The sequence below is a fragment of the Sphingopyxis macrogoltabida genome (assembly GCF_001307295.1).
Taxonomy (GTDB): Bacteria; Pseudomonadota; Alphaproteobacteria; order Sphingomonadales; family Sphingomonadaceae; genus Sphingopyxis; species Sphingopyxis macrogoltabida_B.
In genome coordinates, this window is sequence record NZ_CP012700.1 from 3167704 (window position 1) to 3187128 (window position 19425).

General features: G+C 64.5%; 19 protein-coding genes. 11 read left to right on the top strand and 8 right to left on the bottom strand.

Annotated elements, in window-relative coordinates; genetic code table 11:
* The first annotated feature begins 70 nt into the window (after nucleotides 1–70).
* From AN936_RS14765 to AN936_RS14810, 10 genes are all read left to right on the top strand, one after another.
* A complete protein-coding gene (locus AN936_RS14765; RefSeq protein WP_054588762.1) occupies nucleotides 71–1891 on the top strand; it encodes a DUF885 domain-containing protein in 1821 nt (606 codons plus the stop codon).
* 100 nt (nucleotides 1892–1991) lie between these two features.
* Nucleotides 1992–2879 (top strand): AraC family transcriptional regulator, encoded by an 888-nt coding sequence (locus tag AN936_RS14770; RefSeq protein WP_054588763.1) that lies wholly within the window; start codon nucleotides 1992–1994, stop codon nucleotides 2877–2879.
* 283 nt (nucleotides 2880–3162) lie between these two features.
* Nucleotides 3163–3672, top strand: coding sequence for an SUF system Fe-S cluster assembly regulator (locus AN936_RS14775; RefSeq protein ID WP_054588764.1), 510 nt, complete (start codon nucleotides 3163–3165; stop codon nucleotides 3670–3672).
* Entirely contained in the window at nucleotides 3669–5156 is a 1488-nt protein-coding gene (sufB, locus tag AN936_RS14780) for a Fe-S cluster assembly protein SufB (protein ID WP_054588765.1), read from the top strand. Before AN936_RS14775 ends, sufB begins: the two co-directional genes overlap by 4 nt.
* Entirely contained in the window at nucleotides 5153–5713 is a 561-nt protein-coding gene (locus tag AN936_RS24745; protein WP_149037679.1) for a hypothetical protein, read from the top strand. The genes sufB and AN936_RS24745 overlap by 4 nt, the downstream gene beginning before the upstream one ends.
* A gap of 5 nt (nucleotides 5714–5718) precedes the next feature.
* Complete coding sequence (gene sufC, locus AN936_RS14790; protein WP_054588767.1) at nucleotides 5719–6462, top strand: Fe-S cluster assembly ATPase SufC; 744 nt, start codon at nucleotides 5719–5721, stop codon at nucleotides 6460–6462.
* Between the two features lie 205 nt (nucleotides 6463–6667).
* Nucleotides 6668–7393, top strand: coding sequence for a SufD family Fe-S cluster assembly protein (locus AN936_RS14795; RefSeq protein ID WP_054588768.1), 726 nt, complete (start codon nucleotides 6668–6670; stop codon nucleotides 7391–7393).
* 113 nt (nucleotides 7394–7506) lie between these two features.
* Entirely contained in the window at nucleotides 7507–8652 is a 1146-nt protein-coding gene (locus AN936_RS14800) for a cysteine desulfurase (protein ID WP_335337279.1), read from the top strand.
* Nucleotides 8649–9119 (top strand): SUF system Fe-S cluster assembly protein, encoded by a 471-nt coding sequence (locus AN936_RS14805; protein WP_054588769.1) that lies wholly within the window; start codon nucleotides 8649–8651, stop codon nucleotides 9117–9119. Before AN936_RS14800 ends, AN936_RS14805 begins: the two co-directional genes overlap by 4 nt.
* The gene (locus AN936_RS14810) at nucleotides 9119–9475 is read left to right on the top strand and encodes a HesB/IscA family protein (RefSeq protein ID WP_173585663.1); all 357 of its coding nucleotides are present in this window, start codon (nucleotides 9119–9121) and stop codon (nucleotides 9473–9475) included. Before AN936_RS14805 ends, AN936_RS14810 begins: the two co-directional genes overlap by 1 nt.
* A gap of 7 nt (nucleotides 9476–9482) precedes the next feature.
* Here AN936_RS14810 and AN936_RS14815 read toward each other — a convergent pair whose 3' ends face one another.
* Nucleotides 9483–10199, bottom strand: a complete 717-nt coding sequence (locus tag AN936_RS14815; protein ID WP_234715584.1) for an extensin family protein — start codon at nucleotides 10197–10199, stop codon at nucleotides 9483–9485.
* Nucleotides 10200–10236: 37 nt separating this feature from the next.
* Nucleotides 10237–11628, bottom strand: a complete 1392-nt coding sequence (locus AN936_RS14820; protein ID WP_054588772.1) for a cytochrome P450 — start codon at nucleotides 11626–11628, stop codon at nucleotides 10237–10239.
* Between the two features lie 169 nt (nucleotides 11629–11797).
* Here AN936_RS14820 and AN936_RS14825 point away from each other — a divergent pair, with 169 nt between their 5' ends.
* Entirely contained in the window at nucleotides 11798–12667 is an 870-nt protein-coding gene (locus tag AN936_RS14825; protein ID WP_234715585.1) for a hypothetical protein, read from the top strand.
* Between the two features lie 22 nt (nucleotides 12668–12689).
* Here AN936_RS14825 and AN936_RS14830 read toward each other — a convergent pair whose 3' ends face one another.
* From AN936_RS14830 to AN936_RS14855, 6 genes are all read right to left on the bottom strand, one after another.
* Nucleotides 12690–14030 (bottom strand): dicarboxylate/amino acid:cation symporter, encoded by a 1341-nt coding sequence (locus tag AN936_RS14830; RefSeq protein ID WP_054588774.1) that lies wholly within the window; start codon nucleotides 14028–14030, stop codon nucleotides 12690–12692.
* Between the two features lie 94 nt (nucleotides 14031–14124).
* Nucleotides 14125–15906 carry an SLC13 family permease gene (locus AN936_RS14835; RefSeq protein WP_420496845.1) on the bottom strand — a complete coding sequence of 594 codons (1782 nt, stop codon included), beginning with the start codon at nucleotides 15904–15906 and terminating at the stop codon, nucleotides 14125–14127.
* A 4-nt stretch (nucleotides 15907–15910) separates the two neighbouring features.
* Nucleotides 15911–16987: a chorismate synthase gene (aroC, locus tag AN936_RS14840; protein WP_054590320.1), complete on the bottom strand. Its 1077-nt coding sequence runs from the start codon at nucleotides 16985–16987 to the stop codon at nucleotides 15911–15913.
* Nucleotides 16988–16991: 4 nt separating this feature from the next.
* Complete coding sequence (locus AN936_RS14845; RefSeq protein WP_054588776.1) at nucleotides 16992–17522, bottom strand: GNAT family N-acetyltransferase; 531 nt, start codon at nucleotides 17520–17522, stop codon at nucleotides 16992–16994.
* Nucleotides 17515–18342, bottom strand: coding sequence for an SDR family oxidoreductase (locus AN936_RS14850; protein WP_054588777.1), 828 nt, complete (start codon nucleotides 18340–18342; stop codon nucleotides 17515–17517). Before AN936_RS14850 ends, AN936_RS14845 begins: the two co-directional genes overlap by 8 nt.
* Complete coding sequence (locus tag AN936_RS14855) at nucleotides 18339–19424, bottom strand: YihY/virulence factor BrkB family protein (protein ID WP_084758390.1); 1086 nt, start codon at nucleotides 19422–19424, stop codon at nucleotides 18339–18341. Before AN936_RS14855 ends, AN936_RS14850 begins: the two co-directional genes overlap by 4 nt.
* Between the last annotated feature and the right edge of the window lies 1 nt (nucleotide 19425).

Consider the following 19425-nt stretch of genomic DNA (forward strand, 5'->3'; position numbering starts at 1 on the left):
TGCGCCCGGTCGGTCGCTATGGCAAGCCCTTCGGCGGGTCAGAATGAAGTACCGGAAACCGGGGAGAAAAATGGTGTCGCACCTTCGCCTTGCCGCCAGGCTGTCCAGCGGCTTGCTCGTCCTCGCGCTCGCGGGGTGCGCATCGGTCACCGCCGATCCGGTCGCAGCCACGCCCACCGCGCCCGTTCCCGCGGGTCCACCCGCCGGCGCGGGGCTTGCCGGATTCTTTGACAAATATGACGCGGCGCAGCTGTCGCTGTCGCCCCAGAGCAAGGCCTATCGCGGCATCCGCGACGCCGACTATGGCAAATGGGACGACCCGAGCGACGAAAGCGAGGTCGCGACGCACAAGCTGCAGCAGGCAACGGCGGAGGCGATGCGCGGCAGTTTCGACCCGGCCCGGCTCTCGGCCGACGACGCGCTGTCGTTCGAACTGTTCAATGCGCAGGCCGAACGTGCCGACCGCCTGTTCGCCTTTCGCGACCATGGCTATCTCTTCGACCAGATGAACGGCGCGCAGAGCCGCCTGCCCGCCTTTCTGATCAACATCCACCGCGTGTCGAACGTCGCCGAGGCCGAGGCCTATGTCGAACGGATCCGCGGCCTCGGCCCGGTGCTCGATTCGCTGACCGCGCAGTCTGCGGAGCGCGCCGCCAAGGGTCTGCAGCCACCCAAATGGGTCTACGCCTATGTGATTTCGGACATCGGCAATCTGCTCAAACCCGACAATGCGGTGGTCGAGGACCTCGCCGCCAAGGTCGGCAAGCTGGACATTGCCGCGGCGGAAAAGACACGCCTCGTCGCCGCAGCCGGGGCGGCGTGGCGCGAAAGCGCTGGCCCCGCCTATGAACGGCTGCGCGCCGAAATGCAGCGCCAGCAGGCAAGCGCGCCGACCGAGGACGGCGTATGGCGGATGCCGGACGGCGGCGCCTATTATGCCGCGCTGCTGGCGAACTACACGACGACCGACATGACCGCCGCGCAAATCCACGACCTCGGCCTGTCCGAAGTCGCGCGCATCCACGGCGAAATGAAGAAAATCATGGCGCAAGTGGGCTTCAAGGGCAGCTTGCCACAATTTTTCGCACATCTGCGCGACAGCCCGCAATATTATTACACCACCCGCGAAGCCTATCTGGCCGAGGTCGATGCGAAGGTGAAGGCGATGGAGGCGCGGCTGCCGGCCTTCTTCAACATGCTGCCCAAGGCGCCGTTGCAGGTGAAGGCGGTCGAGGCGTTCCGCGAAAAATCGGCCGGCAAGGCTTTCTACCAGTCGCCCTCGCCCGACGGGTCGCGCCCGGGCACCTATTATGTGAATCTCTATGACCTGCGCGACATGTCGAAGACCGAGCTCGAGGCGCTCGCCTATCATGAGGGGGTGCCCGGCCATCACCTCCAGCGCGCGGTGCAGACCGAACTCACCGGCCTGCCGCCCTTCCGCCGCTTCGGCGGCTTCACCGCCTATACCGAGGGCTGGGGCCTCTATTCGGAAGAGCTTGCCAAGGACATGGGCTTCTATACCGATCCCTACAGCGATTTCGGCCGGCTGGGGATGGAGCTGTGGCGCGCGTGCCGGCTCGTCGTCGACACCGGCATCCACGACAAGCGCTGGAGCCGCGAGCAGGCGATCCAGTATCTCAAGGACAATACGCCGAACCCGCAAGGCGACATCGAAAAGGCGATCGAACGCTATATCGTCTATCCGGGACAGGCGACCGCCTATCTGATCGGCAAGCTCAAGATCATGGAACTCCGCGGCCGTGCGCAGGCGGCGCTCGGCGGCCGCTTCGACATCCGCGCCTTTCACGACGTCGTGCTCGAATCGGGCCCGGTGCCGCTCGACATATTGGAGCGCCGCGTCGACGCATGGATTGCGACGCAGAAGGGCTAGCCGACTTTAAATAAATTGCGGCTTGACGCGCCGCAGCGAAAGGAAAATTATATCCGGCATAAACAGGCGGCAAAAAGTCGCCGATGGGGTCGGTCTCGTCATGTCGGATGATATTTCCTCGCCAGGCGGCGTGGACGGCGAAGCGCCGTTCGAACTGCATTATTTCCCGCCCGATCCCGATCTGGCGGATATGGTGTCGAGCTTTTACGCCGCGCGCGTCAACATGCCGCGCTTCGACGAATATGAGCGCGCCGACCGCCCGCAATTCCGGTTCGTGACCGCCGCCGACGGCGAATATGTCTTCGCCGACGGCCACCGGGCGCAGGTCTGCAATGCCAATATCGTCGGCCCGACGAGCGGCCGGGTGCGCGCGATCAGCAATTGCCCGACGCGCATGTTCGGCTTCGGCATGCTCCCCGCCGGCTGGGCCGCGCTGATGGGCGACGACGCCGAAAAGCTGACCGACCGCGCGATTGACGCCGCCGACCTGTTCGGCGACTGGATCGGCGAGGTCGCCGCCGCACTCGAAAATGCCGCCGACACTGCCGAGCAACTGGTGATCGGCAATAATTTCGTCCGCGAAATCCTGAAACGCAACGAGCCCGCGCCGATGTGGTTCATCCGCACCGTCGACCGCTGGCTGACCGAGAGCGCGTCGCCGCAGGTGCCCGAGCTGGTCGATGCGACCGGCATGTCGATCCGCTCGGTCGAGCGGATGACCAAACATTATTACGGCCTGTCGCCGCGCATGCTGGCGCGCAAATATCGCGCCGTCCGCGCGGCGTCGGCGCTGGCGCGCGGCGAAGGGCTCGACGCCGCGGCGCTCGGCGACGCCTTTTACGACCAGTCGCACCTGATCCGCGAGATCAAGCGCTTTGCCGGCGCCACCCCGGGCCAGCTCGGCAAGCCCTCGCGCTATACCGAAGCGACGACGCGCGGCCGCAAGGAACTGGCCGGCAAGGTCAGCCCGCTGGTCTCCGAAACCTGACGCCGCACCCCGCACCGCGCCGTTAACCACGAAAATCGCGCCCGCCGTCGTTTTGGCGTTTTCGTACAATCGCGAATCGGCCCGCGGGCATAATTCAGCCTTGCGACCCAGAAGAGCTCATCCTCCTCGCGAGGACGAGACCTTCATCTTGGCACTCATTCGGCTCCCGGCCGGGTGGGTGCCTTTTTTCTTGGGCGGCATATAGCGCCCCTTGGTTGCGCCGCACAAAAGGCTGGCCTATATAAGTGGAGTAATTTACTCCAGTTAAGAATCGTTCGCAAAAATGCGCCTGTCGAACCTTGCCGATTATGCCGTGGTGCTGATGAGCGCCGCCGCCCGCCAGTGCGGGTCGGTGCCGATTCACGCCGGCATGCTCGCCGAGCAGACGGGGATTCCCGGACCCACGGCGCAGAAGCTGGTGAGCGGGCTGGCCCGCGCCGGGCTGCTCGTGGCCTCGCGCGGCAGCGGCGGCGGGGTGCGCCTCGCGCGGCCCGCGGCGGCGATCAGCGTCGCCGATATCATCGAAGCGGTCGAGGGACCGATCGCGCTCACGTCCTGCGTGTCCGAAGGGCGGCACGACTGCTCGCTCGAGGGCAGTTGCAAGGTGCAGCCGCACTGGGGCGTCGTGAACGGCGCCGTCCGCGGCGCACTGGCGCAGATCAGCCTCGCAAGCCTGAGCGTAACACCCCGCAAATCAAACCCGTTCGTGTCGAGCGAAGTCGAGACACTCCTCGGCAGCGCACCCACGACGGGCCTCTCGACTTCGCTCGAGGCGAACGGAATTCTTCTATGACCGACAGCACCGATACCCCCCTCAAGGATCAGGCCGCGCACGACGCCGCCGCCAAAGTCGCCGATTATGAGCATGGCTGGTCCTCGGCCATCGAGACCGACTTTGCGCCCAAGGGGCTGACCGAGGATACGGTCCGCTTTATTTCGGCGAAGAAGAACGAGCCGGAATGGATGCTCGACTGGCGGCTGAAGGCGTTCCGCCACTGGCAGACGATGGAGACGCCCGACTGGGCGAAGCTCAACGTCCCGCCGATCGACTATCAGGACGCCTATTATTATGCGGCGCCGAAGGCGAAGCCTAAGCTGTCGTCGCTCGACGAGGTCGACCCCGAAATCCTCGAGGTCTATAAAAAGCTCGGCATCCCGATCGAGGAGCAGAAGGTGCTCGCGGGCGTCGAGGGCGCGCGCAAGGTCGCGGTCGACGCGGTGTTCGACAGCGTCAGCGTCGCGACGACCTTCCGCGAGGAACTGAAGCGCGCGGGCGTGATCTTCCTGTCGATCTCCGAAGCGATCCGCGAATATCCCGAGCTGGTGAAGAAGTGGCTCGGCAAGGTCGTGCCGATGCACGACAATTATTTCGCGACGCTCAATTGCGCGGTCTTCTCCGACGGGACGTTTGTTTACGTGCCCGAGGGCGTGCGCTGCCCGATGGAGCTCAGCACCTATTTCCGCATCAATGCCGAGAATACGGGGCAGTTCGAGCGGACTTTGATCGTCGCCGACAAGGGCGCGTACGTCTCCTACCTCGAAGGCTGCACCGCGCCGATGCGCGACGAGAACCAGCTCCACGCCGCGGTGGTCGAACTGGTCGCATTGGACGATGCCGAGATCAAATATTCGACCGTCCAGAACTGGTACCCCGGCAATGCCGAGGGCCTCGGCGGCATCTATAATTTCGTGACCAAGCGCGCGCTCTGCCAGGGCAAGCGCAGCAAAGTGTCGTGGACGCAGGTCGAAACCGGCTCGGCGATCACGTGGAAATATCCGAGCTGCGTGCTCAACGGCGACGACAGCGTCGGCGAATTTTATTCGGTCGCGGTGACGAACAATTTCCAGCAGGCCGACACCGGCACCAAGATGATCCACAATGGCAAGCGCACGCGCTCGACCATCGTTTCGAAGGGGATCAGCGCGGGCAAGTCGAACAACACCTATCGCGGCATCGTCCGCGTCGCGCCGAATGCCGAGGGCGTGCGCAACTTCACCCAGTGCGACAGCCTGCTTCTCGGGGACCAGTGCGGTGCCCACACCGTGCCCTACATCGAGGTCCGCAACCCGACCGCGACCGTCGAGCATGAAGCGACGACGAGCAAGATCAGCGACGACCAGCTCTTTTACGCGATGCAGCGCGGGCTGGGACAGGAAGAAGCGGTGGCGCTGATCGTCAACGGCTTCGCCAAGGAAGTGCTGCAGCAACTGCCGATGGAATTTGCGGTCGAGGCGCAGAAGCTTCTGGGGATCAGCCTTGAGGGGAGCGTGGGGTGAGCTTCGACTATTTCATTGCGGTTCAACGAAATAGCTGGCCGACAGGTGAAGCGGTTCAAACGGCGTTGGGAAAATTGGGCTATCCGCTGAGGCTAGTTGATGCACCATCTACGCCATTTGCCGTTGAGAATTTTCGCGACGGCCTGCCAGTCATATTTGAGGGCCGCAAAGTTATTCTGGAAGCCGATACCGAAGAAGCTCAAGATGCTGACGATTCAGAATCCCTGTTCGGCTACATTGCTGAATGCGCTGCGCCAAACTTTTCTATTGTAAATGGCGATCGATTTTTGACCCTTACTTTCCGGGCTGACGCCGACCAGATTCGGGCGGGCCTTTACCTTGCCGCCGCGATGATAAAATCTTTTGGAGGCTACGGCTTCGAAAACCAATTCGAGACACATGGAAGCCTAGGTTTCGCCGATCAACTTTTGGCAGAAGCGTCTGACGCGCCGGCGTTTGAGCGCGAAGAACCGAGACCGCCTGAATCCATCTCTGCAATCGTACAGCCGGAAAAGTCGCGTGGATTCTTCTCCGCGTTTTTTGGCAAAAAGGACTAAAGTCGTTGCTCAACATCACTAGCCTCCACGCCACTGTCGCCGACAAGCCGATCCTGAAGGGCCTGTCGCTCGCCATCAATGCGGGCGAAATCCATGCGATCATGGGCCCCAATGGCGCGGGCAAGTCGACGCTCTCCTACGTCCTCGGCGGGCGCCCCGGCTATGAGGTCACCGACGGTTCGGCGACCTTCGACGGGGCGGACCTGCTCGACATGGACCCGCACGAGCGCGCCGCGGCGGGCCTGTTCCTCGGCTTCCAATATCCGGTCGAAATCCCCGGCGTGTCGAACGTCCAGTTCCTGCGCGAGAGCCTCAACGCCCAGCGCAAGGCGCGCGGCGAAGAGCCGCTGTCGGGCGGCGACTTCCTGAAGCTCGCGCGCGAGAAGGCGGGGCTGCTCAAGCTCGACATGGACATGCTCAAACGCCCGGTGAACGTCGGCTTTTCGGGCGGCGAGAAGAAGCGCAACGAGATGGTCCAGATGGGCATCCTCGATCCCAAGCTCGCGATCCTCGACGAGACCGATAGCGGCCTCGACATCGACGCGTTGCGCGTCGTCGGCGACGGGATCAACGCGATCATGCGCCGCCCCGACAAGGCGGTACTGCTGATCACCCATTACCAGCGCCTGCTCGACTATGTGCAGCCCGATTTCGTCCACGTCCTCGCCGCCGGCCGCATCGTCAAATCGGGCGGCCCCGAGCTGGCGCTCGAACTCGAACGCGAAGGCTATGCGGAGATCGCGGCGTGATGAGCGGGCACGCCTTGATCCCTTCTCCCTTGAGGGGAGAAGGATACGCAGCCTTGGCGCCGAAGGCGTCTAGGCGCAGTTGGATGAGGGTGGGCGAGCCTTTGGCTCGCGCGATCGCATGGCGATCGCATACCCCTCACCCAGCTTCGACTAGCGAGCAAGCTCGCAAGTCTGCGCAACCCTCTCCCCCAAGGGGAGAGGGGTCATGATCGCTCTCCCCACCCGGCGTGACGAAGCGTGGCGCTATAGCGACATCGACGCGGTGGCCGCGGCATGGCCGCTGCCCGCGCCGGAGAACATCATGGTGCCCGCCGGCGGCAGTTTCGCGCGTGCGATCGTTCAGGACGAAGGCGACATTCGCCAGATCGCGCTCACCCTTGGTAAGGGCGCGACCGCGTCGCTGCACATCCTCAACATCGGCGGTGCCTATGGCCGCATCGAACTCGCGGTGACGCTCCACGAAGGCGCCGACTTCACCCTCGGCGCGGCGCAGATCGGCGGCGGCGAGCAGAATCTCGAGATCGTCACCACCGTGACCCACGCCGAACCCGGCGCGACGTCGCGGCAGATGATACGCTCGGTGCTCGGCGGCACCGCCACCGGCACCTATCTCGGCAAGGTCGCGGTCGCACGCGATGCGCAGCAGACCGACAGCGAGCAGGATGTGAAGGCAATGCTGCTGGGTCGCAGCGCGACCGCCAACGCCAAGCCCGAGCTCGAAATCTTCGCCGACGACGTCAAATGCGCGCACGGCTGCGCGATCGGCGAACTCGACGCGATGAGCCTCTATTATCTCCAGTCGCGCGGCCTGCCGCCGGCCGAGGCGAAGAAGATATTGCTGCAAGCCTTCGTCGCGGGCGTCTTCGACGGCGCCGAGGATGAGGAGCATTTGCAGGCGCTCGCACTCGCGAAGTTGGGAGAACTGGTGTGAGTATCAATACTTCATCACCCCTCCCCTTCAGGGGAGGGGACGGGGGTGGGGTCTTGCGGCCTTACGCCACCTCGCAACACCCCACCCCAACCCCTCCCCTGAAGGGGAGGGGCTTGAGAGAGGACTTCCCCGGCCTCACGCCAGGCTGGCACTATCTCGACACCGCCGCGACGGCGCAGAAGCCGCAGGCGGTGATCGACGCAACGGTGAACGCGATGGGCCGCGACTATGCGACCGTCCACCGCGGCGTCTATGCGCGCTCGGCCGACATGACGCTCGCCTATGAGGCGGCGCGGCGGCGGATCGCGGGCTTCATCGGCGCGAAGGAAGAGCAGATCGCCTTCGTGCGCGGCGCGACCGAGGCGATCAACCTTGTCGCTTATTCGCACCCGCGCAAAGGCCGCGTGCTGCTGTCGATGCTCGAACATCACAGCAACATCGTGCCGTGGCAGCTTGCAGGCTGGCAGGTCGACGTCTGCCCGCTGACCGCCGACGGCTGCATCGACTTGGCCGCCGCCGAAAAGCTGCTGACCCCCGAACACACGATGGTCGCTTTCGCCCACGTCTCGAACGTGCTCGGCAGCCCGCTCGACGTCGCGCGCGCCGCCGAGCTGGCGCACCGCGTCGGCGCCGAGCTGCTGATCGACGGCTGCCAGGCCGTGCCGCGCCTGTCCGTCGACGTCGCGGCATTGGGCTGCGACTATTACGCCTTCTCGGGCCACAAGCTCTACGGCCCGACCGGCATCGGCGTGCTGTGGAGCGACAAGCTCGAAATGCTCCCGCCCTGGCAGGGCGGCGGGTCGATGATCGACCGCGTGACCTTCGCCAAGACAACCTACGCCCCCGCCCCGACGCGTTTCGAGGCCGGTACGCCCGCGATTATCGAAGCGATCGGGCTGGCGGCGGCGGTCGATTATGTCGAAGCGATCGGTATCGACACGATCCACGCGCACGAGGTCGCTCTGGTCAACAGGTTACGCGAAGCCCTTGCCCGCAAGAACAGCATCACGCTCTATGGCCCTGAAGACAGTGCCGGAATCGTCAGCTTTTCGATGGCGGGGGTTCATCCGCACGACATCGGCACTATCTTGGACGAAAGCGGGGTCGCGATCCGCGCCGGGCACCATTGCGCGCAGCCGCTGATGGAGCATCTGGGGGTACCCGCGACCGCGCGCGCGAGCTTCGGTGTGTACAACAATGACGACGATGTGGCGGCGCTGATCGACGGCCTCGCCCGCGTCGAGAGGATTTTCGGATGAGCGAGGATCGCATGATCAAGGTAGAAGAAGTCGCGAGCGTCGAAGCGCCGCCCAAGGCGCGCGTCGAGGACGTCGAGACGGCGCCCGAAAAGCTGGAACGCAAGCGCGACTATCTGGAAGGCTTTCTCGCGGCGAAACCCGCAGAGGTTGCGCCCGGCGCGGTCGGCGGTGACCTGTATGAGGCCGTGGTCAATGCGCTGAAGGATATTTACGACCCGGAAATCCCGGTGAACATTTATGACCTCGGCCTCATCTATAATGTCGAGATCGATGAAGGCCATGTCATGGTCACCATGACACTGACCACGCCGCATTGCCCCGTCGCGGAATCGATGCCCGCCGAAGTCGAACTGCGTGTCGGTGCGGTGCCCGGTGTCGGCGATGCCGAGGTCAATCTCGTCTGGGATCCGCCGTGGAGCCCCGAGAATATGAGCGACGAAGCGCGCCTCGAACTGGGGATGCTGTGATGACCGACGTAAAAACCCGCGCCCGCCCGGCAGCGGTCACGCTGACCGCGAACGCCGAAGAACGCATCGCCAAGCTGATGGCGTCGGCGCCCGAAGGCGCGATCGGCGTCCGCCTGTCGACGCCGCGCCGCGGCTGTTCGGGGCTCGCCTATTCGGTCGACTATGTCACCGAGGAACAGAAGTTCGACGAGAAGATCGAAACCCCCGGCGGGGTATTTTACATCGACGGCGCGTCGGTGCTCTACCTCATCGGTAGCACGATGGACTGGGTCGAGGACGATTTCGCCGCCGGTTTCGTGTTCGAGAATCCGAACGCCAAGGGTGCGTGCGGCTGCGGCGAGAGCTTTACCGTTTGAAGCGGCCCTAGCGGCAGATCGTCCAGCCTGCCGTCCGCTTTGCCATGTCGAAGTGGAAGTGATTGGCGTGTGCGGCATTATGGTCGGGCGACAGGACGGTGCTGAACAGGCCGCACGATCCGTCGCGCACCGCGTGCAGGAACTCGCCGCGCTTGTCGCCTTCGTCCCAATCGTTGATCAGCGAAATGCGCGTGCCGTCGGCGAGGATGAAGGCCGAAATATCGATCGCATTAGCGGTCGAATGCTCGCTCTGCGCCTGCCGCCCGGCGATCTTCCGGCAATTGTAGCTGCCGAGATTTTCGAGCTCGGCGACCTTTTGCCCGAAATATTTCCGCGCCAGCGGCTGAACGACGTCGCGGTCCCACAGGATCATCGCGGCGGTCACGGCGCAGCCGGGCGCGGCGCCCGCCGGGCGCATCGTCGGCGCAAAGCGGTTTCCGGTCAGGATCATCCGCTGGCTCGCCCGGCACACGCCGCCACCGACCTCCGGACGCCGCAGGTACCCGGCCTTCGCGCGGTCGAAAGCGGCAAAGCAGGCACTGTCGTCGCCCGTCAGGCCGACAAGCTTGGCGTGCGTCGCCCAGCCCTGCGGATGCGACAGCTCGAAACGCGCGGTCGGAACATGTTCGGGATGGTCGCGCACCCACTGCATCGCGCGGATCGCCCCGAGCGCCAGCAGCACCGCGACGGCGAACCAGATGAGATAGGGGCGGAGACTCGTCACGCGCCTCAGATGGCGCCTGAAGACCGGCCGGGCAAGCTCAGAGCGGTGTGAAGGTGACCGTCAGACCATCTTTGGGCCGCGGGATCGGCAGCACCTGCCATTCGGGGGCATAACCGTCCGGAAGCACGATGCGATGCGTCGTGACGACATGGTGGAAGAAGATTTTCGCCTGCATATAGGCAAAGTGCAGCCCGAGGCACATATGCGCGCCGCCGCCGAACGGCACCCACGCATATTTATGCCGCTCGCGCGCGACCTCGGGCGAAAAGCGCATCGGATCGAACTTTTCGGGCTCGGGCCAATGCTCTTCCATCATATGGGTGAAAGCCGGGCTGACCCCGACCGAGGTTCCGGCGGGGATGCGATAGCCGCCATATTCGAAATCCTTGAGCGCGCGACGCGGGAAGCTGGGCACCGGGGGCACGAGCCGCAGCGCTTCCTTGAACGCCCATTCGGTCATTTCGAGCTCGCCGAGGCTGTTGTGTCCGACGCCCTCGCCCGCCGGCGCCACCGCGAGCATCTCCTCGCGGAGCCGGTCCTGCCATTCGGGATGTTTGCCGAGCATGTAGACGAGCGAGGTGACCGAGCTGGTGATCGTGTCGTGCGCCGCCATCATCAGGAAGTTCATATGATCGACGATCGCCTCGACGCTCATATAGTCGCCATTGTCGTCCTTCGTGCGGCATATCTGGCTGAACATGTCCTCGCCGCTGCCTTCGCGCCGTTCGGGCACCATGCGGCCGAAATAATCGACGAGATAGGCCCGCCCCTTTGCGCCGCGTCCCATGGCGGTGAAGGGCAAGGGCACGCGGACGATGCCGATCGATGCCTGCACCATGTCGACGAACGCCTTGTTGACCTTGTCCGCCTCAGGGCCCCAGGGGATGCCGAGGAAGCTGGTCGCGGCGAGGTCGAGCGTCAACTCCTTGATTGCCGGATAGAATTTGAAGCTCTTGCCGCTCCAGCTCGCGACTCGCCGGGCGATGCCTTCGTTCAGCGAGTCGGCATAATGGCGCATCGGTTCGGGCTTGAAGGCGACCGACAGCAGCTTGCGGTCGGCGCGGTGCTTTTCGAAATCCATCAGCATCAGTCCGCGCGGGAAAAGCAGGTTGAGCACCGGCCCCCATCCCTGTTCGGACGAGAAAATCTTGTCGCGGTCGAACATGACGAGTTCGTTCGCCTCGGGGCCGTGCAGCGCAACGCTGCGCCCGCCGAAGCTGTTGTTGCGATAGACCCGGCCATAGGTGGCGACCATGCGGCGGGTGAAAGCAGGATAGTCGCGAAGCTGGTCGAGCGTGTTGCCGATGACCGGCATCCCGTCCTCGCCCGGGATATGATCGAGCGCGGCATCGGGATTGCGCGGCAGCCAGTGCTGCGTTTCGGGGCCGAAACGCGCCTCGGGCCAGTTGATCTTCGCCGGAGCGTTCATCGCGTCATATCCTCGTATCCGTCTATCCGGGCGAGCCTATCGGACTACTTACATCTATGCAAGTAACGCTTGATCGGCGATACGACTCCATTCACCGCAAATTCAACTCGACTCGTGCAATCGGGTGTCCAATATCGCGGGCCCGTTCGTTGGGCCCTTGAAGGACAAGATGATGATCAAGAGCCTGAGGCGTCCCCTCTCCATCGTGCTCGGCGCGCTCGCGACCACCACGCTTGGCGGCTGCTATTATGGCGACGTCGGGACGAGCTATGCTTCCGCCGGAAACCTCTGTGCGGACAGCTATTACGACTACGACCCCTATGCCTATGACGACGGCTATGGCTACGACTGCTACGACAGCTCGGACTATGGCAGCGGCTTCGTCAACATCGGCTTCGGCGGCGGCTGGTACGACGATTATTATTATCCCGGATACGGCACGTGGATGTACGATAGCTACCGCCACCGTTATCCGCTGCGCGGCCAGTACCTCAACTATTGGGGCGGCCGCCGCGCCTGGTGGCGCCATCATGGCGGCCGTCCCGGCAACGGCCACTGGAATGGACCGGGCCGCCCCGGCCATGGCGATGGCCGTCCGGGCCGGCCGGGACGCCCCGGCGGCTGGACGCCGGGCGATCGCGACAACGATGGCCATCACGGCACGCGGCCCGGCCGTCCTGGCGCGGGCAACCCCGGCGGTCCGCCGACGACGACCAATCCGGTACGGCCGGGACGTCCCGACGGCGTGAGGCCTCGTCCGCCGGGTTCGGTCGATGCGACTCCCGGGCGTCCGGGCAGGCCCGGCCGACCCGATGGCGTGCGCCCGTCGTGGCCGGGCCGCGGCAATGGCGATGGCGTCCGGCCGGGACGTCCGGGCGGCCAGCCCGGCGGTGCGGCGACGGCACCGCGTCCGCCCGCGCAGGCAAGACCCGCACCGGCGCAGCGTCCGGCCCCGGCCGCACGCCCCGCGCCGCAACCGCGCGCCGACCCGCCCGCGCGCGGCCCGGGCGACCGGGTCAACCGCACCCGTCCGCAATAACGGCAGCTAGGGTCAGCGACAGTCAGCCGGCCGGAGGCTTGCTGCTGTCGCTCACCATATCCTCCTGAAGCGTCAGCCCGCGCGCGCCGTGATGCGACGTGTGGGCTGGCGCGTGCGGATATTCCTTGTCGGCCGGCTCCGGGACTTCGAGCATCCCTTCCCACTTGGCGATGACCGACGTTGCCACGGCATTGCCGACGACATTGGTCGCCGAGCGGCCCATGTCGAGGAACTGGTCGATGCCGAGGATCAGCGCGACGCCTTCGACCGGCAGGCCGAACTGGGTCAGCGTCGCGGTGATGACGACAAGGCTGGCGCGCGGGACACCCGCAATCCCCTTTGACGTGATCATGAGCGTCAGCAGGATCAGGATCTGCGTGCCGATCGACAGGTCGATGCCATAGGCCTGCGCGATGAACAGCGTCGCAAAGCTCATATACATCATCGAGCCGTCGAGGTTGAAGCTGTAGCCGAGCGGCAGCACGAAACCCGAAACGCGGCGCGGAATGCCGAAACGGTCGAGCTGCTCGAACAGCTTGGGCAGAGCCGCTTCCGACGACGCGGTCGAGAAGGCGAGCAACAGCGGTTCGACGATATAGCGCGCCAGCGTCAGAATGCGCCTGCCAAGGAAAAGCGCTCCGACCCCGAACAGGATCATCCAGAGCAAGGTCAGGCCGAGGTAGAATTCGAGGATGAGCCGCAGGAAGTCGAGCAGGATGCCGAGCCCGTTGACGGTGATCACGCCGGCAAGCGCGCCGAACACCGCGAAGGGCGCGAACAGCATCACATAGTTGGTGACCTGCAGCATCAGTTCGGCGAGCACGTCGACACCCCGGAGCAGCGGCGCGCCGCGATCCCCGAGCGCCGACAGGCCCACCCCGGCAAAGATCGAAAAGACGAGGATCTGCAGGATATTGTTCGAAGCCATCGCCCCGAAGATCGATTCGGGAAAGATGTGGAGGATGAAATCGCGCAGGTTGAGCGCCGACGTCTTCACCTCGCCGATCTCCGCGGTCGGCGTCAGGTCGAGCCCGACGCCGGGCTGGAGCAGATTGACGAGCAGCAGCCCGAGGGTGATCGACATGAAGCTGGCGCCGATGAACCAGAGCAGCGACTTGAGCCCGATGCGGCCGAGCGCCGCGCTATCGCCCATGTTCGCGATGCCGGCGACAATCGTCGCCAGCACCAGCGGCGCAATGATCATCTTGATCAGATGGAGAAACACGTCGGGCAATATCTTGAAATAGCCGGCGATCTGCGTCGCCGCTTCCTTGTCGGCGCCGATCTGGGCATGCCCGATCGCGCCGGCGATAATGCCGAGCACCATGCCGACGAGGATGAATAAGGTCAGGCGTTTTGCCATGAAAAATGCTCCCTGTTCCGGCCTGGCCGGATCTATGCGGTGGGGGTAACAGGGCGATGGCCGCGGGGCAATGCAGCGTACCGGCGGCGAGGCGTCACATCAGGAAGAAGCTGATCGCGAGGCAGGTCGAAACGCCGGTGATGATGTTGAGCGGCACCCCGATCTTGACGAAATCGACGAAGCGATAGTCGCCGGCCGCATAGACGATGGTGTTGGTCTGATAGCCGATGGGGGTCGCGAAACAGGCCGACGCGCCGATCATGAGCGCTATGACGAGCGGGCGCGGATCGACGCCGAGTTCGGCCGCGATCGCCAGTGTTACGGGAGTCATCAGCGCCGCAACGGCATTGTTGCTGAGCAATTCGGAGAGGATCAGCGCAAAGAAATAGATGCCGAAGACCAGAACCCAGCCCGGCTGCCCCGCCAGCATCGGTTCGACCCAGCCCACCATCATCGCGACCGCGCCACTGTTTTCGAGCGCCAGCCCCACCGCGAGCATCGCGAAGATCAGAATCAGCACGTCGCCATCGATCGTGCCCCATGCTTCATCGCTGTCGATGCAGCGGGTCACAAGGATCACGCCGATCGCGATGATCGCCGCCACGCCAATCGGCAGTATGTCGAGCGCGGCCAACGCCACCACCGAAATCATGCACAGGATCGCGATCCACGCCTTGCTACGGCGAAAGGCCCGGACTTTGGCAAGATCAGCACCGATCAGGTTCGGGTTGTCGCGCAATGCCTCGACCTCGCTCGGTCCTCCTGCAACAAGCAGCCGGTCGGCAGGGCGGATACGCACACTGGCCAAGTCGGGGCCAGGTTCATGTGCCGGCCGGTCGAGCCCGATGATTCGCGCACGGATTTTCTGCAGGAATGGGATGTCGATCAGCCGCTGTCCGATCGAGGGATGGTTCGACGCAACCATCGTTTCGACGACCATATCGCCCTCGCCGGGTTCGCCGCTCCCGATGCCGAGGTCGAAGCGTCGTTGCTCGCGCCAGGTCATCAGGGTCGCGCCATCGACGCGGAGAATCAGGCGATCACCTGCGGCAAGCCTCCAATGCTCGAGTTCGGCGCCGTGCACGGCGGTCGAGCCACGCCGGACGCCGACAATGCGGCCCGACCGCGGTAGTTCACGAAATGCATCGACCGTCATCCCCACCAGATCATCGTCTTCACCCAGCACCAGTTCGGTCAGATATTGATGCGCCTCGCTAGATCCGGCCGGCCCTTTCACGGGCTTGTCGGACGGGAGCAACCACCACATCAGCGCGAGGCCGATCATCCCCGATGCGGCGGTGACGAGGCCGATGGGCGTAATCTCAAAAATCCCGAAACGCTCCATCCCGGCATCGCGGACGATCCCGTCGACGACAAGATTGGTCGACGTACCGATCAAGGTCAGCGTGCCGCCGAGCACCGCGGCGATCGACAGCGGCATCAGCAACTTTTTCGCGCTGACTCCGGTCACTTCTGCGAGCTTCATCATGATCGGGACCAACACAACGACGACCGGGGTGTTGTTGAGGAACGCCGAGGCGATGAGCGCACCGACGAGCACCTCGATGATGGCCAAGCGCGGGTGTTTTTCGGCGCGCGCCATGATCGCGTCGGCGACGCGCTGGATCACCCCGGTGCGGATCAGCGCTCCCGACAGCACGAACATCGCGCCGATAACGATCGGCGCCGAATTGGAGAAGACCGAATACATGGCATCGGCATCAAGGATGCCGAGCGCGAGATAGGTGCAGGCACCGAGGATCGCGATCACCGTCGCCGGCAGCCGCTCGAGCAGAAAGCCGACGAACATGCCCGCAAGAATGATCAGCGACAGGACGGCCTGATTGGTCTCGACAAACGTCCGGATCGCCTCGATCATGTCAGCCGTTCTGCGCCCGGTGCAGCAATTTGTGATCGGCGAGGACCAGCGCCATCATGGCTTCGACGACCGGCGCGCCGCGGATGCCGACGCATGGATCGTGACGTCCCTTGGTGACGATGTCGGTCGCCTCGCCCGCCTTGTTGATCGTCGGCACGGGGGTCAGGATCGAACTCGTCGGCTTGAACGCGACGCGGACGACGACGGGCTGGCCGGTCGAGATGCCGCCCGCAATGCCGCCGGCATTGTTCGACAGGAAATCGGGACGGTTGCTGCCGTCGGTCGCGGGGCGCATCGGGTCGGCATTTTCCTCGCCGCGCAGCCGGGCGGCCGTGAAACCCGCGCCGATCTCGACGCCTTTGACGGCATTGATTCCTATCATCGCGGCGGCAAGGTCGCTGTCGAGCTTGGCATAGATAGGCGCGCCCCACCCGGCGGGGACGCCGCTCGCCGCGCATTCGATCACCGCGCCCAGCGAACTGCCCGACTTGCGCGCGGCATCCATCAGCCCTTCCCAGCGCTGCGCCGCAGCGGGGTCGGGGCAGAAAAAGGGATTGCGGTCAATCTCTTCGAGGTCGAAGTTCGTGGGGTCGATTGCGTCGCCGCCGATTTCGGCGACCCACGCGTGGATCTGGACCTCGGGGATCACCAGCCGCGCGACGCCGCCTGCGGCAACGCGCGCCGCGGTTTCGCGCGCGCTCGACCGGCCGCCGCCGCGATAGTCGCGGATACCGTATTTGGCGTCATAGGCGTAGTCGGCGTGGCCGGGGCGATAGGCCTGCGCGATCTCGCCATAATCCTTCGACCGCTGGTCGACATTCTCGATCATCAGGCTGATCGGCGTGCCCGTCGTCTTGCCCTCGAACACCCCCGACAGGATGCGCACCTGATCGGGTTCCTGTCGCTGCGTCGTGTGGCGCGACTGGCCGGGACGGCGCTTGTCGAGAAAAGGCTGGATGTCGGCTTCGGACAGCGACAGGCGCGGCGGACAGCCATCGACAACGGCGCCGAGCGCGGGGCCGTGGCTTTCCCCCCAAGTCGTGAAGCGAAGAACGCGTCCGAAGCTGTTGAAACTCATCGCCTTACCCCATCCGGCCAAATGCGGGCGCATAGTCCGCGCGTCCGCCTAGCGGCCAAGCCGCGTCCGAGTCCAGCATCATCGCCATGAAATGCGGCCCCGCGAAAGGCGAAGCGAAGCGCGCGGCGAGGTCCGTCGAATAGCCGAAGCGCGGATAATAGGCTTCGTGACCGAGAACGAAGCTGATCGTCACGCCTTGCGCGCGGAGCACCTCCAGCCCGGCGCGGATCAGCGCATCGCCGATGCCCTGCCGCTGGAAAGCCGGCGCAACCGAGACCGGCGCGAGCCCCGCCGCGGACAGGGCGGCACCGTCGGCATCGACATCCATGCGGCTGAACAACACATGCCCGATAATCGCGCCGCCGCTTTCGGCGACCAGCGAAACGAGCGTATCGCCGTCTTCGCCCACCATCCGCACGAGGTCCGCCTCCCCCTGATGACCGAATTCGGTCTCCGCGAAGGCCGCCCGGATCACCACATCGATCGCCTCGGCATCCTCCGCACGTGCGGGTCGGATGACGAGGCCGTCAGGCAAGCGCGATGTCCGGCGCGTCTTCCTGCTTCATGCCGACGGTGTGGTAACCCGCATCGACATGATGCGTCTCGCCGGTGACGCCCGCCGAAAGGTCGCTGAGCAGATAGAGCGCCGAGCCTCCCACGTCGTCGATCGTGACGTTGCGGCGCAGCGGCGCATTATGCTCGTTCCACTTCAGGATCAGGCGGAAATCTCCGATCCCCGATGCCGCCAGCGTCTTGATCGGACCGGCCGAGATCGCGTTCACGCGCACGCCCTGCGGGCCATAGTCGTTGGCGAGATATTTGACGCTGGTTTCGAGCGCCGATTTGGCGACGCCCATGACGTTGTAATGCGGGATCACCTTTTCGGCGCCATAATAGCTGAGGGTCAGCAGCGAGCCGCCGCCTTCGCCGGTTTCGGGATCGAGCGGCGTTATCATCGCCGCCGCGCGTTTTGCCACCGCGGTGAAGCTGTAGACGCTGATGTTCATCGTCATCAGAAAGTCTTCGAGCGTGACGTCGGCATAATGGCCGCGCAGCGCCTCCTTGTTCGTATAGCCGATCGCGTGGACGACGAAGTCGATCGTCGGCCAGCGCGCGGCCAGCGTGGCGAAGGCCGCGTCGAGATTGTCCATGTCGGCAACGTCGCAATCTATCAGGAAATCGCAGCCGAGCTGGTCGGCGAGCGGCTTCACCCGCTTTTCCATCACTTCGCCCTGATAGCTGATCGCGAGCTCGGCGCCCGCGCCGTGCAACGCCTTGGCAATGCCCCAGGCAAGCGATTTGTCGTTCGCGAGGCCCATTATCAGCCCGCGCTTGCCCTTCATCAGACCCGTCATTCTTCTTCTCCGGCCTTTTTGGCTTCAATAATGATGTCGTCGACGCGCCCAATAGCGTCGTGTCCCAAATCCTCAACCTCTACCAAAGCGGCGTTGAGTTCGGCGCCCATCACCATACCCAATCCGACGAGGTAGAAAAAGAACAGCGCGATCATCACCCCCGCAAGGCTGCCGTAGGTTGCGTCATAGCTGAGCAGGCTGGCGAGCAGCGGCGGCAGCGCCAGCGTCACGGCGATCCACCAGAGCGTCGTAAACAGCGCCCCGGGCCATTTCGGGCAATTCTTCAGGCGACGGTATTTGGACGGGGTGAGGCTGTAGAACAGCATGTAGATGGCGAGAAACAGGCCGAAACCCGACACGCCGCGCGAAATGAGGACGATCCCGACCGACTGGAAGCGTTCGGGAAGAACGCGCGTCACGAACTGTTCGACGCCGACGATCAGCACCTGCATGCTGAAAGAAAGCAGCATCAGTACGACTGCGCCGGTTATGATGCCGATCGAGAGCAGCCGGTAATGGAAGAAACCCTTGCTGAAGTGCGTGCCATAGGCGCGGCGGAGGATATCACGCACCGTCTCGATCAGGCTGCCCACCGTCCACAATGCGACGAGCGCGCCAAGCCAAAGGAAAATGCCGGTGCGCGCGGTCATAACCTCGCGGATCGGACCCGACAGCGCCTTAGCGACGCTGGGCGGCATCGTCGAGAACACCGCCTCGATCGCCGCCTCGCCGCCGCTGCTGCCACCGAAAATGCTGAGCGCCGCGGCGAGCAGGATGAAGAAGGGGAAGAGCGCGATCAGCGCCAAATAAGCGAGATTTCCCGCATGAATAAAGCCGTCGGTGTAGGTTCCGACGACGACGCGGCGCGCGACCCGGAAGATGCGGGTCCCGGGCCCGAGCGTTTCGCGGCCACGATGGATCAGCCCCTCGGCGCGCGCCCGCAATTTGACCCGTTTGGCGCGTTCGGCGCGGGCTTCGGGCGAATGCGGCGAATGGCCTTCGGCGAGAAATTCCTTGCCGACTTCCTCGGCAATCTCGCGCTCGAGCGCGGCGACGATCTTCTTTTCCGCCGGCTCAGCCACG

Coding starts and splice junctions, on each gene's coding strand:
- AN936_RS14765 (WP_054588762.1), top strand. CDS start 71: ATGGTGTCGCACCTTCGCCTTGCCGCCAGGCTGTCCAGCGGCTTGCTC.
- AN936_RS14770 (WP_054588763.1), top strand. CDS start 1,992: ATGTCGGATGATATTTCCTCGCCAGGCGGCGTGGACGGCGAAGCGCCG.
- AN936_RS14775 (WP_054588764.1), top strand. CDS start 3,163: ATGCGCCTGTCGAACCTTGCCGATTATGCCGTGGTGCTGATGAGCGCC.
- sufB (WP_054588765.1), top strand. CDS start 3,669: ATGACCGACAGCACCGATACCCCCCTCAAGGATCAGGCCGCGCACGAC.
- AN936_RS14795 (WP_054588768.1), top strand. CDS start 6,668: ATGATCGCTCTCCCCACCCGGCGTGACGAAGCGTGGCGCTATAGCGAC.
- AN936_RS14805 (WP_054588769.1), top strand. CDS start 8,649: ATGAGCGAGGATCGCATGATCAAGGTAGAAGAAGTCGCGAGCGTCGAA.
- AN936_RS14810 (WP_173585663.1), top strand. CDS start 9,119: ATGACCGACGTAAAAACCCGCGCCCGCCCGGCAGCGGTCACGCTGACC.
- AN936_RS14820 (WP_054588772.1), bottom strand. CDS start 11,628: ATGAACGCTCCGGCGAAGATCAACTGGCCCGAGGCGCGTTTCGGCCCC.
- AN936_RS14825 (WP_234715585.1), top strand. CDS start 11,798: ATGATGATCAAGAGCCTGAGGCGTCCCCTCTCCATCGTGCTCGGCGCG.
- AN936_RS14830 (WP_054588774.1), bottom strand. CDS start 14,030: ATGGCAAAACGCCTGACCTTATTCATCCTCGTCGGCATGGTGCTCGGC.
- aroC (WP_054590320.1), bottom strand. CDS start 16,987: ATGAGTTTCAACAGCTTCGGACGCGTTCTTCGCTTCACGACTTGGGGG.
- AN936_RS14850 (WP_054588777.1), bottom strand. CDS start 18,342: ATGACGGGTCTGATGAAGGGCAAGCGCGGGCTGATAATGGGCCTCGCG.